Annotated in this window: 14 protein-coding genes; 6 read left to right on the top strand and 8 right to left on the bottom strand. The window is 46.1% G+C overall.

The features are described 5' to 3' along the window. Nucleotides 1-4: 4 nt before the first annotated feature. Together RIG68_RS13775 and prfA are read right to left on the bottom strand one after the other, a co-directional pair. The gene (locus RIG68_RS13775) at nt 5-1402 is read right to left on the bottom strand and encodes a right-handed parallel beta-helix repeat-containing protein (RefSeq protein WP_350123157.1); all 1398 of its coding nucleotides are present in this window, start codon (nt 1400-1402) and stop codon (nt 5-7) included. Between the two features lie 30 nt (nt 1403-1432). After that, a complete protein-coding gene (gene prfA, locus RIG68_RS13780) occupies nt 1433-2500 on the bottom strand; it encodes a peptide chain release factor 1 (RefSeq protein ID WP_350072443.1) in 1068 nt (355 codons plus the stop codon). A 90-nt stretch (nt 2501-2590) separates the two neighbouring features. On the opposite strand from prfA, the gene RIG68_RS13785 reads away from it, so the two are divergent. From RIG68_RS13785 to RIG68_RS13795, 3 genes are all read left to right on the top strand, one after another. After that, nucleotides 2591-3247 (top strand): Tll0287-like domain-containing protein, encoded by a 657-nt coding sequence (locus RIG68_RS13785; RefSeq protein ID WP_350123160.1) that lies wholly within the window; start codon nt 2591-2593, stop codon nt 3245-3247. A 78-nt stretch (nt 3248-3325) separates the two neighbouring features. Further along, the gene (locus RIG68_RS13790; RefSeq protein ID WP_350123163.1) at nt 3326-5257 is read left to right on the top strand and encodes an ATP-binding protein; all 1932 of its coding nucleotides are present in this window, start codon (nt 3326-3328) and stop codon (nt 5255-5257) included. A 223-nt stretch (nt 5258-5480) separates the two neighbouring features. Beyond that, nucleotides 5481-6446 (top strand): Fic family protein, encoded by a 966-nt coding sequence (locus RIG68_RS13795; protein ID WP_350123166.1) that lies wholly within the window; start codon nt 5481-5483, stop codon nt 6444-6446. Nucleotides 6447-6457: 11 nt separating this feature from the next. Here the strand turns inward: RIG68_RS13795 and RIG68_RS13800 are convergent, their stop codons facing one another. Together RIG68_RS13800 and RIG68_RS13805 are read right to left on the bottom strand one after the other, a co-directional pair. After that, a complete protein-coding gene (locus RIG68_RS13800) occupies nt 6458-7027 on the bottom strand; it encodes a DNA-3-methyladenine glycosylase I (RefSeq protein WP_350123169.1) in 570 nt (189 codons plus the stop codon). Beyond that, nucleotides 7024-7947 carry a M28 family peptidase gene (locus RIG68_RS13805; RefSeq protein ID WP_350123172.1) on the bottom strand — a complete coding sequence of 308 codons (924 nt, stop codon included), beginning with the start codon at nt 7945-7947 and terminating at the stop codon, nt 7024-7026. The genes RIG68_RS13800 and RIG68_RS13805 overlap by 4 nt, the downstream gene beginning before the upstream one ends. A 136-nt stretch (nt 7948-8083) precedes the next feature. Here RIG68_RS13805 and RIG68_RS13810 point away from each other — a divergent pair, with 136 nt between their 5' ends. Next, complete coding sequence (locus tag RIG68_RS13810; RefSeq protein WP_350123175.1) at nt 8084-9241, top strand: hypothetical protein; 1158 nt, start codon at nt 8084-8086, stop codon at nt 9239-9241. Nucleotides 9242-9416: 175 nt separating this feature from the next. On the opposite strand, the gene RIG68_RS13815 is transcribed toward RIG68_RS13810, so the two are convergent. The 3 genes from RIG68_RS13815 to RIG68_RS13825 form a co-directional block, all read right to left on the bottom strand. Then, complete coding sequence (locus tag RIG68_RS13815; RefSeq protein ID WP_350123178.1) at nt 9417-11648, bottom strand: M1 family metallopeptidase; 2232 nt, start codon at nt 11646-11648, stop codon at nt 9417-9419. A 117-nt stretch (nt 11649-11765) separates the two neighbouring features. Then, nucleotides 11766-13985, bottom strand: coding sequence for a M1 family metallopeptidase (locus RIG68_RS13820; RefSeq protein ID WP_350123181.1), 2220 nt, complete (start codon nt 13983-13985; stop codon nt 11766-11768). A gap of 14 nt (nt 13986-13999) precedes the next feature. Continuing rightward, nucleotides 14000-14584: a HupE/UreJ family protein gene (locus tag RIG68_RS13825; protein ID WP_350121885.1), complete on the bottom strand. Its 585-nt coding sequence runs from the start codon at nt 14582-14584 to the stop codon at nt 14000-14002. Between the two features lie 78 nt (nt 14585-14662). On the opposite strand from RIG68_RS13825, the gene RIG68_RS13830 reads away from it, so the two are divergent. Continuing rightward, nucleotides 14663-15151, top strand: a complete 489-nt coding sequence (locus RIG68_RS13830) for a DUF6702 family protein (RefSeq protein WP_350123184.1) — start codon at nt 14663-14665, stop codon at nt 15149-15151. A gap of 41 nt (nt 15152-15192) precedes the next feature. Beyond that, nucleotides 15193-16011, top strand: coding sequence for a mechanosensitive ion channel family protein (locus RIG68_RS13835; RefSeq protein WP_350123187.1), 819 nt, complete (start codon nt 15193-15195; stop codon nt 16009-16011). Here the strand turns inward: RIG68_RS13835 and RIG68_RS13840 are convergent. Then, entirely contained in the window at nt 15965-16576 is a 612-nt protein-coding gene (locus RIG68_RS13840) for a 2'-5' RNA ligase family protein (RefSeq protein WP_350123190.1), read from the bottom strand. The genes RIG68_RS13835 and RIG68_RS13840 overlap by 47 nt on opposite strands. Between the last annotated feature and the right edge of the window lie 4 nt (nt 16577-16580).

Raw genomic sequence — 16580 nt, forward strand, 5'->3', positions numbered from 1 at the left:
CAAATTATCCCTCCTCGTTTTCTTTTTGCCCAGGTACCCATTCGTACGCCCCAATGTCAGGGAGACTGTCTCTTTGGTGCCCAAGGTTGTCGAGATCGATATTGAGGTATTTTGCCTTGTTAATAAGAGGCGATAAACTATCGGGGCGGTAGTCGTAAAGAAATTCGTTGAAGAACTTTGGCGGCGTGTTGATCAGGTTGTTGTTGGCGTTCAGCAGCGAGTTGGTCGTCTTCAGTAAGCTGTTGCCCACCTGGTAAATGAAGCTGGCCCCACCCTCGGTATTGAACTCGATCTCTTCCTTCTGCGTGCCCCAAATCACACTGTTGAATATCCGTGCTTGCAATGGCGACGTAAGCAACTCTTCATTTGCCAGCAATATATTGTCTGAAAAGATGACGGAAGGGTCTTCACGAAAGAAGTCGGAGGGGTAATTGGAAAAAGTGCAGTGCTCGTAGCGGTAGTTGCCGCCCGCCACGTTCGCTACCAGGTAACGAGCCGCATTGTACACGACAGTGTTGTAGGCGTATACATCACTTACCAAGGCCAGAATGCCATCGGACGACATATTGCCAATCGTACAATTGGCAATCACTACATCAGGAACGTCGTCATCGTCCGGTGTACCTATTCTCAAACCTACCTCCCCATTTTTGATGACGGTGTGATTGAGGAAGTTGTCTTTACTCCCTTCCAGGAAATAAATGCCTACCCATTGGCCAGGAGCTTCCCGATAGTCTCGGTCGTTACGGCTATTTCTGAAGACTACTTTTTTGCCTGGGGTGCCCTCTGTAATAAGCGTGCCCAGTACAAACAATTGGGCTCCCGGTTGCATAAGCACTTCAACACCCGCCTTAATAGTTAAAGTTACACCAGGGGCAACAGCTAGCGAGTCTGCAACAACATAGGGCATGCCAGCTTCCCAGGTTTCATCCTCTTCAATAACACTCAATCCCTTGTAGTACGAAGCGTCCTGGGCCCAGGCATCCAGCACCACATTGGTACGGATGGTGCCTGCCACTTCCAGGTAGTCCAGCACTCTCTTCGCTTCGACCTCACCCGTAACGGGCAGCCTGCCATTGACCAACACCAACAGGCTGTCCTTGCCTAAAATTTTAATGTTGTTGAATGCTTTTCCCGAGAGGCCATTGATGGTCAACTCAAATGGAGAACCTTCCAGTTGCTTCAATCTGATGCCTGGCACTATAACGCCATTCTTGTTGGGGTTGAATAGCAACAGCCTGTACGACGGACTTAGCTGGGTGGTCAGCAGTGTGTCGAAGTACAACGTGTCGGTGGAAAAGTAGAGAGACTCATCGGAAAGCTCAGAAAAAACCTCCTCATCGGGCGTGCACGCCCACCAAAGGGGAAGAATGAGCAGCCATACGATTCGACGAGTCAACATAAGTGCATTTTGAACGATGGAAGGTTGTAATTATTCTCCATCCTTCAGCTTCTCCGAATGTTCGGCTATCCTCAACTGTTCAATAAACTCCCCCACATCGCCGTCCATGACTGACGGTAGGTTGTAAACCGTAAGCCCTATCCTGTGGTCAGTTACCCGGCTTTGAGGGTAGTTGTAGGTGCGGATTTTATCAGAACGGTCGCCGCTGCCCACCATCGACTTGCGCTGGGCGCCTACTTCGTCATTGTGCTTTTTCAGTTCCACTTCGTAAATCCGTGAACGCAATACCTTCAGGGCTTTTTCGAAGTTTTTGATCTGAGACTTTTCATCCTGGCAGCTTACCACAATGCCTGTGGGGATGTGGGTAAGGCGGATCGCTGAGTAGGTGGTGTTCACCGACTGGCCACCGGGGCCTGAGGAACAGAAGGTGTCCTTGCGAACGTCGTTCATGTCTATGTTCACCTCCACCTCCTCCATTTCGGGCAGCACGGCCACAGTAGCAGCAGAGGTGTGCACCCGGCCCTGCGTTTCGGTGGCTGGTACCCGCTGCACCCTGTGCACGCCCGACTCGAACTTGAGCATGCCGTAAACGTCTTCACCAGAAACGGTGGCGATAATCTCCTTGTAACCTCCTGACGTGCCTTCGGTCAGATCAAGCACATTCATTTTCCAGCCTTTTTCCTCAGCAAAGCGCTGGTACATGCGGAAAAGATCACCTGCAAAAATAGCAGCCTCGTCGCCGCCGGTTCCGCCTCTAATTTCCAAAATGACGTTCTTGCTGTCATTAGGGTCTCTGGGAATCAGCAGTTGCTTGAGTTCTTCCTCCAGCTCCTCCTCTTTTGGCTCAAGTTCTTCAATCTCCATCTTGGCCATTTCCCGGAGCTCTGGATCTTTCTCTTTGTTGAGCAGTTCTTTGGCTCCCTTCAGGTCGTTCTTGACCTTCTTATATTCCTCCAACTTGCCAACAATGCGGCTAAGCTCCTTGTATTCCTTGTGCAGTTTGGTGTATTGTGCCATGTCAGCCATGGCATCGGGCTGAACAATAAGGTCGCTTACTTCCTCAAAGCGCTTTTTGATGGCCTCTAGTTTATCGAGCATTCCTGAAAAATTAAGCTGCAAAATTAATAAACCGCTGATCTTTTTTCGATTAAGTGTGGTTATTTTAACGGATCGTTAGACAACCCGCCTATGAGAACGCCGATAATCCTTTCCATTTCCTTCTTTCTGATTGCTTCCGGCTGCGGCCCCATGGATAAGGGGAATAGTGAAGCGGTGAAAAAGGAAATGGAAGACAGGGAGGTGAAGCATGTGCTTCCGTCTCAAATTACCGATAAAGCCAAAGAAAAAGGGCTGGCCATTACTGATGCGGCTCAGAAAGCCTTGCTGCAGACCCTGATGAAAAAGATTGAGTCAGAAGGCATACTGGGAGCCGTGGAATACTGTAACGTGAATGCTTTTCCCCTGGTGGACTCTCTTTCGAAAGTACACCATGTCGGCATCAGGAGGGTGAGCAACAAATGGCGCAACCCCAAAGACGCACCTACGGCCGATGAGGTAGCCATCATGGAAGCTTACGCCTACAGCGTGGAGCAGGGCCAGGCTCCCAGAGAAGAAGTGTTCATGGAAGATAATTCTACCGATGTAATTTACACCCGGCCGATAATGATCGGTGCCGCCCTCTGCCTCCAATGCCACGGCACTCCGGGGAAAGAGCTTACCCAAGAAGTAGCAGATAAAATCAAAACACTTTACCCCGACGACAAAGCCACCGGCTATGACCTGGGTGAATGGCGGGGGATCTGGAAAGTGGTGTTTGAGAAGAAGGAGTTGGTGTTGGAGTTGTAGATTGTCACAAGCAAGCCCAAAAGACCGACATTACAACCATCAACGTGATAACTCTAACAACATAAATAAGTAGGCAGTATGAGTAAAATGTTTGCAGAAATAAAGCGAATTGTGGATGAAGACATCAGTAGTCGTGTGTCACAATATGATGTAATTTTTGAGGCCATCACCAATGCTATTCATGCAAACGCAACATCTATTGAATGCATCCTGAACTCATATGACAACCCAATTAAAGAGAATGATACGGAAATTGTAAGGAAAAAAGTTCATACAATTTCCGTTCGAGATAATGGTGATGGGTTACACGACGATAACTATGATTCATTCTGTAAGTATAGAACCGAATACAAAAAAGCGTTAGGGTGTAAAGGCGTTGGCCGATTTGTTTTTCTAAAAGTTTATGACAATGCCCAATTCAATAGCTCGTTATTTGAAAAGCAACAAGTCCGTACATTCAAATTCGATTTCGATTTTGACACAGATAATATTGAAAGCACACCAACAGAAGTCAAAGAAAACTTAACCGAAGTGTCATTGAATAGTTTGTCAGAAAGCTATTTGAATTACGACAAGCATATCGACAGAAGAATTGAAATGGATTTAGAAGCAATCAGAGAAAAGGTTTTGCTTAATCTGATTCCTACGTTATTCTTCTACAAGAAAAAGGGAGGTGAAATCACCATTAGTTTTAAAGACCAAACTACTTCTGAATCAGTATTCATAAAACCTAGTGATATTCCTGACTTCAAGGAACGTAAGTTCGTTGTAAAGGATAAAGAAGGAAAAATATTTGAGTTTACATTAAATCATAGAATTGAAAATGTAGATGGAAATCTATATGCTTACTACTGCGCTAACAACAGAACTGTATGCGACTTTGCAGAAAAAGACCTTAAACTGAATTTTCCTTATGGTTATTCAGGCTTTCTATTGCTTGAATCAAATTACTTCAATTCCCGAGTTAACAACGAAAGAAACGATTTTGACATAAAGCCACTCCGAACGGATGCCTTTACTACGCTTTCATGGGATTTAATCAATGAAGAATTAAAAAAGACCGTAACCGACTTGGTGAAAGAAGGTATCCCGGAAACCAAAGAAATAAACAAAATCAAAATAAGAGAAATACATGAAGAGCGACCTTATCTAATCAACTATATTGATGAAACAGATATTGAAATTGCTGGCTTTATAGACAAGAAAAAATTAATTGATAACGCCAAGAAGAAATTTGATACTGCTAAGGAAAAAATACTTACATCAGCAGGTAAAGAGGAGTACACTGATACTGAACTCTACGAAGCGATTGAATTAACTCATAACGAATTGGTCTCATACATCAATGACAGGATTTTAGTTATTGAAAGGTTAAAAAAATTAATTGATAATAAAGAAAGGGTTGAAAAAATCATCCATAATCTGTTTATGGAAATGCAGACAGATGATGACTATTATGCAGTAGGGAAGAATAATCTTTGGCTCCTTGATGATAGATATACAACTTACAGCTATGCCGCAAGTGACAAGAGAATTAGAGAAGTATTAAAAGGTATTGATGAAGAAAATGGCGATACCGATATTCTGGATGACAAACCAGACTTGTCATTATTCTTCTCCCATAATCCTGACAAACCCGAAAGATTAAAATCTGTCTTGGTAGAGATAAAACCGTTTGACTATCAATCCAAGCCTGATCGAAAGAAATTTGCAGGTATTCAACAATTATTAGATTATGTAAAAGCCTTTAAGGAAAAAGAGAAAATAGAAGAGGTGTCATCATTTTTAATTACAGAAATAGATGACAAACTTGCCGAAAGGCTCAGAACCGATGGTTATACTCCACTATTCTCATTAGAAAGTCCAATCTATCATCGTTTCTACAATGAACCCAATATTTCAATTTTTGTAATAAGTGCTTCGACTTTGATTAAGGATGCAGAAGCAAGAAATAAAGTGTTTTTGGACATCATAAAAAAGCAAAATAAAATTAAAAGCTTGTTATCCTAATGCCTATGTTCTGAGTTCGACACCTGTTCTTCATCGACAAACTCCAAAGCACTACACAGGAGTCTAGTTACACCCATTTGACACTTCCCCATATCCGCCACGTTGTCGTTCACCAGGCCGCAGGCTTGCATGTGGGCGTAAGTGCTGCCGACGAACTTGTTACATTGAATGTTCACCAGTCTATACAAATACCTTATCTTTGATGCTATCAAATGATAGCATCATGAAGCCGCCCTATCAGGTCAATTCGGAAATACTTCGTCTGCTCACTGAGGTGTCGGAGAAAATTGGTGCGGTTAACGCCAGCTTTCTGATCAAGCCATCGCCAACACTGCGGAAGCAAAACCAGATCAAAACGATTCACTCATCTTTGAAAATTGAGGGCAATACGCTGTCAGAAGATCAAATAACGGCACTCATTGAAAATAAGCGAGTGATTGGCCCTGAAAGGGATATTTTGGAGGTTCGGAATGCTATTGACGTCTATGATAAAATCGAGAGCTTCAGGTTTGATTCCGAAAAGTCGTTCCTCGCTGCGCACAAACTACTTATGAAGGCGCTTGAGAAAGACGCTGGCACCTACCGGAAAAAAGGTGTAGGCATTGTGAAGGGCTCAAAAGTTCAACACCTTGCCCCTCCGGCCGAAAACGTTCCCTTTCTGATGAAGGATCTTTTCACCTATCTCAAAAAGGACAATGACGTGGCCCTCATCAAAAGTTGTGTTTTTCACTATGAGGTAGAGTTTATCCACCCGTTTATGGATGGCAATGGCAGAATGGGGAGGCTTTGGCAAACTGTGATCCTCATTAGCAAATTTCCCGTCTTTCAGTTTCTTCCATTTGAAACTCTCATTTCCGCCAATCAATCAGACTATTACAAAGCACTTTCTGACAGCGACAAAGCCGGGCATTCAACTCCCTTCATCGCCTATATGCTGGGCGTCATTAGCCTGGCCTTGGATAGCGTGCTTCAAACGAAAGGAGTAAGTCAATCACAGGAAGATCGACTCCAGTTTTTCCTGTCTCTGAAGATGAAGTCGCTTACCCGAAAAGACTACATGAGTGTTTTCAAGACAATTTCAACTGCCACCGCCAGTCGTGACTTAAAAAAAGGAGTTGAGCTGGGGCATTTTAGCGTTCTTGGCATGAATCGCTTGACAACCTACAAAGTGATAGAAAAGAACATTTAGCTCAGGTTTACTCACACCTCCGCATACCTAAAGCAATCCACCACGTGATCGTTCACCAGGCCGCAAGCTTGCATGTGGGCGTAAATGACGGTGCTGCCGACGAATTTGAAGCCTCGCTTTTTCAGGTCTTTGCTCAAAGCGTCCGACTCTTTGGTTGTCGGTGGAGCTGTTTTGTAGTCTTTCCATTGGTTCACAATGGGCTTGTTGTCTACAAACTGCCAGATGTACTTGTCGAAGCTGCCGAATTCCTGCTGCACTTTAAGAAACTGCTGTGCGTTGGTCACGGCACTTTGCACTTTCAGCCGGTTACGGATGATGCCGGGAAACAGCAACAGCTCCTCCACAATTTGTGGCGTAAACTGCGCCACAACCTCCGGATCGAAATCGGCGAATGACTGACGGTAGCCGGCCCGTTTTTTCAGAACGGTGCTCCAGCTCAGCCCGGCCTGCGCTCCTTCGAGGATCAAAAATTCGAAATGCTTGCGGTCGTCGTGCACCGGCACTCCCCACTCCTCGTCGTGGTACTTCACATAGTCATCGAAGCCAAGACACCAGGCGCAGCGTTTCTTGTTGTCGTTCATTGGTAGAGGTATTCGCTTAAAAAGCCTGTGATGGTTTCGGCCGCATGATAGAAGAAGCTGAACGGTGTTGTTTCAAAGGTATCTGTTGGCTGATGGTAGTACTTATGGTCTTCTACCCCAAAATAAAGAAAGGGGATTTTCTGCTTGTGAAACGGCCCATGGTCGGACGACATCGTCCAGTCGTCGTGACCTGAGCCAGGCTGGTCGTGGCCCAGCTTGAGCTGAACTTTGGCATACCTGGAGCCGTCGATATCTATCAGCGACTTGAGCTGCGGATAGTGATAGGTGCCGCACACGTACAGCTCATTATTGAAGCCCTTGCTCACCATGTCCATATTCAAGTTCAGCTTTACCGGGATATTAGCTTTTTGCAGATACTCTACCAGGGCATAACCTCCCAGTAAGCCGGTTTCCTCCGCATCCAGCGCAGCAAAAATGATGGTGTACTTTGGCGTCGTTTTCTTTGCGGCAAAAAGCCAGGCGGCCTCCAGCAGCACGCTCACCCCCGATGCATTGTCGTCCGCACCGTAGTAAATCTCTCTGTTCTTGACGCCGAGATGATCATAGTGAGCGGTGACAACAACGGCCGAATCACTTTCACCTTTTAAAAAACCAACTACATTCACTCCCTGCGAAGGGTAGTTCTTTGCCTTCATATCGAACGGAATGAACCAGTTGTTCTCGAGTTCGTGAAGTCCTGCATAGTTGAAATTGTTTTTAATAAATATGCGGGCTCTGCTAATGCCGTTGGTGCCGCTTAGGCGGCCTGCCATTTCCTGAGACGAAAGCGCTTTCAAAGCATTCATCAGTCTCGTGGAATCAACGCTGACCTGACCATAGCTCATGAGCCCACAGAAAAGCAGCAGGCATATTAAAGTATACGCTTTGCTGCGTGTTATGATTTTTGCTCTTACTTGCATTTCTTCCGAAAATATCTTGTTTTACAAAGCCGGAGGGAATCTGGAAGGGATCGCCGGGGCACCTTTTGATCTATTGTCCCTTTTTTCCGTAAATAGCTATTCCTCTTACAATAATAGAAACTTATCCTTGTTGAATATGATAGTAATCCTAAATATCCCCATGAGACACTTGCTGAAATTCACATTTGCCCTTTGCCTGATTGGTTTTACTGCACAGGCACAGGAAGAAGAAATAAATATAGCAGGTTTTCGGTTTCTGGACTATACCAACGATCTGCCTGCCGATCTTTTATCCGGTCGCTCTGCGGTATTTGTAAGCGTGCCACCCAAAAGCAGGGGGACTTCGGAACGAGGCGACTGGAAAGGTTTTTCAGCCGAAATGCACCAGGAGTTTCGGAAAATGGGTATTGATGCCGTTGCCTACCTGAATATCGACGATGTGATGGCTGGGACAGACGTAACGGAAGCCTTTTCGGACTTTCTCAACTCCCGCCAGATCAAGAACCTCATTCTTTTGAGCAAGGTAAATCTTAAAATTGCAGGCAAAGAAAGTGAAAGAGTAGTGGTAGTAATCACGCCCTACGACGGCACGAAAACCTATATGTCGAACGGGCAGCAAGCCTGGAAAGATCAGGACAAAGACCTCGAAAAGGTGGTCAAAAACCTGGGTAAGGCGGTCTACAAATCGAAGCAGGAAAACAAGAACTTCCTTATCACTGAAAAGCCAGAGTTCTTTACAGACGTGGATATTATCACAAAAAGGCGGTTCCCATCTTTCGCCGGTGACCTGAAAATTGACAAGCTGGCCGTGCCGATGTACACCAAAGTGGAGATTCCAGCCAACAAGCCCGGAGGCATTGTCAACAACAATGTGGAAAAGGAGATACAGAAGTACAACGCTAAAGTAGCGAGCTCCAACAATGTGCTGAAAGGCGCCATGCAGGATTACCCCTTCAAGTATGAGTTGGTGGAGTATGATGGCGACGACAAGAAGCTGTATAATGCGGGTTATCAGTATGTGCTGCTTAACCTCAACACTACCGGATACACCATCAGAGAAATGCTGAACTATGAGGTGGACAAGAATGAAACAGACTACATTACAATGAAAACCAGTAACGGCAAGACAATCCTGAGAACCATTCCGGTGCATGCTCCTGTGTACAAGTTTTATGTAAAACACCTGGTGACCGGCGATGTGTACCTGGGCACGAAGTGGGATGCCGACGAAACAATGGACGAAGCACTGAAAAACTACATACAGAACTTTAAGGATGAGCTGAAGATCAGGTAGGTTTTTAGGATTGCAATGGGCGGCACCTGTTGCAGGTGGATATCGCCCTTTCAGGGCCTGGGCTGGCAAAGAAAAAAGGCCCTGACGTCGAGCGTCAGGGCCTTTTTTAATGCGCCCACACTGGGGCTTCTTGTCGTGTCACCAGCTTGGCTATACGCCTTGGCTGTGGGCACGACTACTTCGAGCCGTCTTTGAATTTGTCAAACCTGCTCTTACTGTCTACCCTTGGGTACACGTTGTTGCTTTGCTGAATGTCAGGAATCTCGTTTTTAGGATCCAGCTTGATGCCTACTACCTGCTTGTCTTTAGCAAACACCTTGGTTACCTGCTGTTCGTTGAGTCTCCATATTTCTGCCGGAATCTTCTCGACTTCTTTGGTACCGTCGGCATATGTCCATTCGATGATAACCGGCAACATCAAGCCACCTTCGTTTTTGAAAGTCACTTCGTAGAAGTTCTTTTCGGCGTTTCTTTTCTGAATGGCTTTATCGTCGACGGCGTTTTTGAACTCACCGTATTCCGAGCTTTTGGTGTTGGCCATGGTGAATGGTTTTGGTGCGGCAAGGCCATTTTCTACTGAAGCATCACCTCCTCCAAGTGTGCCATCACCACTCACTTTTACCTGATTTTCGAAACCTTTTGCGTCAATGTTCATCTTGTACCAGGTCACTTTGTCCACAGCGATATCGCAAGCGTCTACGCTGTAGAACCAGCCTTTCCAAAACCAGTCGAGATCCACGGCCGAAGCGTCTTCCATCGTTCTGAAGAAGTCGGCGGGTGAGGGGTGCTTAAACGCCCATCGCTGCGCATATTCCTTAAAGGCCGCATCGAAAAGCTCGGGGCCCATCACTGTTTCACGCAATAGTACGAGGCCGGCTGAGGGCTTTCCATACGCTTCATAGCCTAATGAACGTCCGTTTTCCGGGTTGGTCATGATTGGGCGAAGGTCGTTTTTCTCCCCTTTCATGTAGTTCACCACTCCGGCAGGCGTACCCCAGGTGGTATTGAAGCCAGGGTAGTTTTCAACAACTGTCTGGTGCTCAAGGAAAGTGTTGATGCCTTCATCCATCCATGCCCATTGACGTTCGTCGTTGTTGATGATCATCGGGAAATAATTGTGGCCTACCTCATGCACAATCACTCCCACCATGCCTTCAAGCGTTCTCTGAGAGTAGGTGCCATCAGGATTCGGACGGCCAAAGTTGAAGCAAATCATCGGGTACTCCATACCAATCGAAGCGGTATGAATCGACTGTGCCACCGGATAAGGGTAGTCGATGGTGTATTTCGAATAGGTCTTTAATGTGTTTACGACTGCTTTGGTCGACTCTTTTTCCCAAAGTGGATTTCCTTCTTTTGGATAAAAGCTCATTGCCAATGGCGTATTGTTCTCAAACTTCACGGCCTGAGCGTCCCAGATAAACTTGCGGGAAGAAACAAAGGCAAAGTCACGCACGTTGTCGGCCTTATAAACCCAGGTTTTAGTACCCTTGGCTCGTGACTTCTCGTTTTGGATGGCCTCCTCTTGCGTAATGATGATTACCGGCTTGTCGAAACTTTTCTTTGCTCTCTCAAGGCGCTCAAGCTGCGTAGCTGTGAGCACCTCTTTTGGGTTCTGCAAAACGCCTGTTGAAGCCACCACATGATCGGCCGCCGTGGTAATGCGTACAGTGTAGTCGCCAAACGCCAGGGCAAACTCGCCAGATCCAAGGAACTGCTTGTTCTGCCAGCCATTCACGTCGTCGTACACTGCCATGCGAGGAAACCACTGGGCAATCGTGTACAAATAGTTGCCATCCTTAGGGAAATATTCGTAGCCGGAGCGGCCGCCCAGCTGCATACGGTCGTTGATAGTGTACGACCAGGCCACTTTGAAAGATACTTCACCGCCCGACTTCAGCGGCTGCGGAAGATCTACCCGCATCATGGTTTTGTTGATGGTATAGGGAATGGCTTTGCCATCTACCGTCTTAACAGAGGCGATTTTGAAACCTCCATCGAAGTCCTGATCTCTGGTGATCCGCTGCTGTAGCGACTTACCTGAAATCGTATCAGGCATGCTACTGGAAGACACCAGCGGGCTGTTGGAGTCTTTGGCTCTCATATTCTGGTCGAGTTGCAACCAAAGATACTTGAGCTGGTCAGGAGACTGGTTGTGATAAGTGATAGTTTCTTCACCGGTCACCGACTGGTTGTTGTCGTTAAGGGTTACTGAAATATCGTAGTCGGCTTTTTGCTGCCAGTATTCCCGCCCCGGAGCTCCTGACGCTGTTCGGTACGTATTTGGCGTGGGCAGCATGGTGCCCATTTGCTCAAACTTTTGGCCCCACTGTCCCTGGGCGTTTACATTTTCTGCTGTGATGATGCCCGCTGCAATGGCCAGGCAACTAAAAAGAATCCTTTTCATAAACATTGAGTATTTGATAATCAGTCTTTGGGTTTTTGTCGTTCATTTATCTACCAAATAAGCCCGGAAAAGACTTTCCCGGGCTCACTTACAATATGTTTTACTTTTCTCTTTTCCTTAGTTTTTCTTTTCCTTGAACTGGTCGAAGCGAGTTTTCACATCCTGACGGGGGAACACATTATTGTCTAGCTCCACATCAGCTGTTTCTTTATCTGGATCAAGTTGAATATTCACTACTTCCTTGTTTTTGGCAAACACCTTGGTCACTTCGTGCTCATTGTGTCTCCAGATTTCGGCAGGGATATACTCCTTTTCTTTGGTGCCGTCAACATAGGTCCATTCAATAATAACGGGTGTTACAAGGCCTCCCGCATTTTTCAGGGTCAACTCATAAAAATTGGTATTGATATGCTTTTGCTTGATGGCCTCATCATCCACTTTGTTCATAAACTCTCTGTAAGAGTCGTCGGAAGTGCCACTGAACACGAAAGTCTCTGCTGCTTCCTGAAAATTGGTAGCTGATGCTTTCTTGCCATCGGCTCCCATCACCTCGCCCGAAGCTGTTACCTGATTTTCGAATCCTTTTTCATTGGTGGCCATTTTGTACCATTTTACATTGTCAACCGCCACGTCCACATGATCGGTTGTGTAGAACCATCCCCTCCAGAACCAATCGAGGTCCATGGCCGAAGCGTCTTCCATGCTGCGGAAGAAGTCAGCAGGTGATGGATGCTTGAACGCCCACCTGTCTGCGTATTCTTTGAAAGCATAGTCGAAGAGCTCGGGGCCCATAATGGTTTCCCTCAACACGCTGAGGGCTGCCGCTGGCTTCGCATAGGCATTGTTGCCAAACTGCAGGATTTGCTCTGAGTTGGTCATGATCGGGCGGATGCCTTCTTTGTCACCTTTCATGTAGTCGACAATGCAGGCTGCACAACCACGACGGATTGGCATGTCAGGGTAGTGCTCTTTTTGAGTAAGGGACTGCACGAAGGTGTTCAAGCCCTCATCCATCCAGGTCCACTGACGTTCGTCGGAGTTGATGATCATTGGAAAGAAGTTATGCCCTACCTCGTGCACAATCACACCGATCATGCCCCACTTTTTCTGGTCAGTGTAGCTGCCATCAGGGTCAGGGCGGCCAAAGTTGAAGCAGATCATAGGGTATTCCATGCCAATGGAAGCGGCATGTACAGAAATAGCTTTTGGATAAGGATAGTCGATAGTATGCTTTGAATAGGTAATCAAAGTGTTGGCCACGGCCCTTGTCGACTCCTTCTCCCACAGCGGGTTGCCTTCTTTGGGGTAGTAGCTCATGGCGAGTGGCGTTTTTCCGTTGATATCAACCGCCATGGCATCCCAAATGAACTTTCTGGAAGTAGCAAAGGCTATATCACGCACATTTTCAGCTTTGAACGTCCAGGTTTTCTTTTCTTTCGACTTTGTCTTCTCAGCCTTTTCTGCTTCCTTCTGAGTAACGATAATTACTGGCTTATCGAAGGTTGTTTTCGCCTTTTCGAAGCGCTGAAGTTGCTCAGGCGTTAGCACCTGAGAGGGGTTTTGCAGCGTACCTGTTGCGCCCAGAATGTGATCCGCAGGCACCGTAACACTAAAAGTGAAGTCTCCGAAAGGCAGCGTAAACTCGCCTCTACCCAAAAACTGCTTGTTCTGCCAGCCATTCACGTCGTCGTACACGGCCATTCTCGGGTAGAATTGCGCAATGGTGTACACATAGTTTCCGTCCTTCGGAAAGAATTCGTATCCTGAGCGTGGGCCTTCAAGCATACGGTCATTGATATTGTAAGACCAGGCGATTTTGAATGAAACCTTTCCCCCCGGCTCCAGGGCTTTGGGCAAATCCACCCTCATCATGGTTTGGTTGATGGTGTATTTGAGGCCCTTGTCCGACATGTCTTTTACATAGACGATCTTGAAGCCGCCATCGTAGTCAGCATCATTGATCATCATTTGCAAGGCTTTCCCTGAAACAGAATCTGACATTGCCGTGGTAGTCACCAGGGGCGTGTTGGACGACTTAGCCCTCATGTTTTGGTCGAGCTGCACCCACAGGTACGAAAGCCGGTCAGGCGACAAGTTATGATAGGTGATGGTTTCGGTGCCGGCTATACTCTGATTGTTGTCGTTCAGCTCAACTGAAATATCGTAGTCAGCTTTTTGTTGCCAGTAGTCTCTTCCGGGTGCACCTGAGGCTGTCCGGTAGCTATTGGGGGTTGGCAGCATTGTGCCAAGCTGCTCAAATTTCTGGCCCCATTCTCCCTGGGCTTTTGCTAAATAACTTGTGCAAAGGGTCAATGCTACAATGAGTAGTTTCTTCATATCAATTTCACTTTTTACCAAAATTTACTTTCTATAATCATTGTCAGTGATATGCCTGCCACAGCCGACGAAATCACTAAAATCCAGTCTCTTTTTTTTACACTTCCCAACGTCATAAAAAGAAATGCCGCCACCATCACCACCAAAACGATCACAATCTGGCCAACCTCAAGGCCCAAATTGAAAGCAAGAAGTTGTGTGACAATGGATTCGTCTTTGCCCAGCAAGCTCTTCAGGTAGTTAGAAAATCCCATGCCGTGAATCAGTCCGAAAAACGCCGCAAACCAATAGTTTAGCTTCACGCTTTTGCTGCCCACTTCGGCGTCTTTTTTATAAATATTGGCCGCCGCCGTGATAAATATTGTAATCGGAATCAGGAACTCCACGAGCCCTGAGTTTACTTTAATTACGTCTAGCGTAGATAGTGCCAGTGTCAACGAATGACCCAAAGTGAAAGCAGTCACTAAAACAAGGACGTTTTTCCACTGTTGGGCCGAATAAATGGCGCACAGGGCAATAACAAACAGTATGTGGTCGTAACCATTGACATCAAGAATGTGTTCCAGTCCTAATCCAAAAAAGAGGCTAAACTCCGACATAGTTTTCTTAAGTTGCTGCCACAAAAAAGGTTGTAAGTATACATCTTAAATTTTGTACTTGCAGTAAATGTTGTTTCTATGGCAATGATTGTACATATCTCCTTCGTATTCGTTACGTGGCTGGCTCATCCTTTTCACGTGAGCGTATGCGATGTAGAGTTCAATGATAAAACGAAGTCCCTGGAGATTTCCCAACGCATTTTCCTTGACGACCTTGAAGAAGCGCTGAGAAAGAAAAGTGGCTGGACAACGCTGGACGTTGTCAACCCCTCAGATAAGAAGCGATTTGATGCGCTTATGAAAGAGTTTGTGATAGAAAATCTTTCAATAGAAATAAATAATAAGCCCGTAAAGCTGTCCTATCTCGGCCATGAGCTGGAATCGGATGCTATCTGGTGCTACCTCGAAGTGACCGGCGTGAACAATTTGACTACAATAGGGGTTGAAAATAGTGTGCTCATTGACACTTTTCCTGACCAGGTGAACCTGGTTCATGTCAAAAAAGAAAGCAAAATTCGATCTCTAAAGTTGTACAGGGATAACATAAAGGGTAGTATCGACTACTAGTTTTCCCAAATTTCTGAATAAACAATCACGTAAACTCTATTATGGACAAATTGGATCAATACCAGGAAGGACTCATTCAACTATTATTTGACTACGCTCCCAAACTAGTGGCTGCCATAGTCATTCTTATCATTGGCTTTTATCTCATTGGCTTCTTCACCAGATCCTTAAAAAAACTGATGAAGAAAAGGGACGTGGATCCAACTCTCATTCCTTTCCTCTCCAATATTTTCAATGTCATCCTCAAGGCCATGGTACTCATTTCGGTGGCTTCCATGGTGGGTATTCAAACGACCAGTTTTGTGGCGGTAATAGGTGCAGCGGGTTTGGCGATTGGGTTGGCCATGCAGGGCAGCCTTTCCAACTTTGCCGGTGGCGTTCTGATCATTATGTTTCGGCCATACAGGGTTGGTGATTTTATCGAGACCAACGGGCAGGCGGGCACTGTCAACGCCATCCAAATCCTGTACACTGTGCTCAAGTCGCCTGACAACAAAACAATTGTTATTCCCAACAGTGCCGTAATGGGAAGCACCATTACCAATTATTCAGTGGAAGACAATAGAAGGCTTGACCTCGTTTTCGGCGTGAGCTACTCGGATGATATTAAGAAGGTGAAGGAGTTGTTAACTCAAATGGCAATGGACGATGAGCGGGTGATAAAAGATCCGGCACCGTTTATTGCCATTAAAGAAATGGCCGACAGCTCTGTAAACTTCCTTTTCAGGGTATGGGTGAAGAAAGAGGACTACTGGCCAATGACGTTTGATATGCAGGAACGAGTGAAAAGCACGTTCGACAAAGAGGGTATTTCTATTCCGTTTCCTCAGAGGGACGTTCACCTTTTTCAGCAGAAGTAATGATGCCAAAGGGTAGCTCCTGGAAAACATCCCAGGAGCTGCCGTTGTGCTTAAGCAAACAAATATTGTCAACAAGAAATGAAGCCTTTAGTGGCTTGTTTTCAAATTCCTGCCAAGCCTCGTGAAAGCGAAGCTTTTTTAAATCCCTGAAAGCAAGCGTGATGTGCGGGTGAAAACCTCTGCCCTGATAGTCGGCATTGAACAAATTGAGCGACAATCGCATAGCTCGGGCCACTGTTTTCTGTAAATCGTGTAATTGAGGCGATTCAACGGGCTCAGCGTAGATTACCCTCGGAGGAAAAGCTGCGAATCCCTTCAATGCCACTTCGAACGGAGTCAGCGGCAAACAGCTTTCTTCCAGCGCAGTAAGAAGTTTTTTCTCCTTGCTCTCCCTCCATTTAAAGGGCATGTGCAACGTAATGTGTGGTGGAGAATTGAGCGATTTGGAAGAATTATATTTATCCCTGAAGTACTCTTTCAGTTGGTGAAGTTCCCCCCTCAACGGCTCCGGCGGCACTACTGCCACAAAGTACAATTTCTCATCCCGAAGTAGGTTTTTTACCATTAAG

It is taken from the genome of Imperialibacter sp. (assembly GCF_040222385.1).
Taxonomy (GTDB): Bacteria; Bacteroidota; Bacteroidia; order Cytophagales; family Cyclobacteriaceae; genus Imperialibacter.

Coding starts and splice junctions, on each gene's coding strand:
- RIG68_RS13830 (WP_350123184.1), top strand. CDS start 14,663: ATGGCAATGATTGTACATATCTCCTTCGTATTCGTTACGTGGCTGGCT.
- RIG68_RS13840 (WP_350123190.1), bottom strand. CDS start 16,576: ATGGTAAAAAACCTACTTCGGGATGAGAAATTGTACTTTGTGGCAGTA.
- RIG68_RS13785 (WP_350123160.1), top strand. CDS start 2,591: ATGAGAACGCCGATAATCCTTTCCATTTCCTTCTTTCTGATTGCTTCC.
- RIG68_RS13805 (WP_350123172.1), bottom strand. CDS start 7,947: ATGCAAGTAAGAGCAAAAATCATAACACGCAGCAAAGCGTATACTTTA.
- RIG68_RS13775 (WP_350123157.1), bottom strand. CDS start 1,402: ATGTTGACTCGTCGAATCGTATGGCTGCTCATTCTTCCCCTTTGGTGG.
- RIG68_RS13810 (WP_350123175.1), top strand. CDS start 8,084: ATGATAGTAATCCTAAATATCCCCATGAGACACTTGCTGAAATTCACA.
- RIG68_RS13790 (WP_350123163.1), top strand. CDS start 3,326: ATGAGTAAAATGTTTGCAGAAATAAAGCGAATTGTGGATGAAGACATC.
- RIG68_RS13815 (WP_350123178.1), bottom strand. CDS start 11,648: ATGAAAAGGATTCTTTTTAGTTGCCTGGCCATTGCAGCGGGCATCATC.
- RIG68_RS13835 (WP_350123187.1), top strand. CDS start 15,193: ATGGACAAATTGGATCAATACCAGGAAGGACTCATTCAACTATTATTT.
- RIG68_RS13800 (WP_350123169.1), bottom strand. CDS start 7,027: ATGAACGACAACAAGAAACGCTGCGCCTGGTGTCTTGGCTTCGATGAC.
- RIG68_RS13825 (WP_350121885.1), bottom strand. CDS start 14,584: ATGTCGGAGTTTAGCCTCTTTTTTGGATTAGGACTGGAACACATTCTT.
- prfA (WP_350072443.1), bottom strand. CDS start 2,500: ATGCTCGATAAACTAGAGGCCATCAAAAAGCGCTTTGAGGAAGTAAGC.
- RIG68_RS13820 (WP_350123181.1), bottom strand. CDS start 13,985: ATGAAGAAACTACTCATTGTAGCATTGACCCTTTGCACAAGTTATTTA.
- RIG68_RS13795 (WP_350123166.1), top strand. CDS start 5,481: ATGAAGCCGCCCTATCAGGTCAATTCGGAAATACTTCGTCTGCTCACT.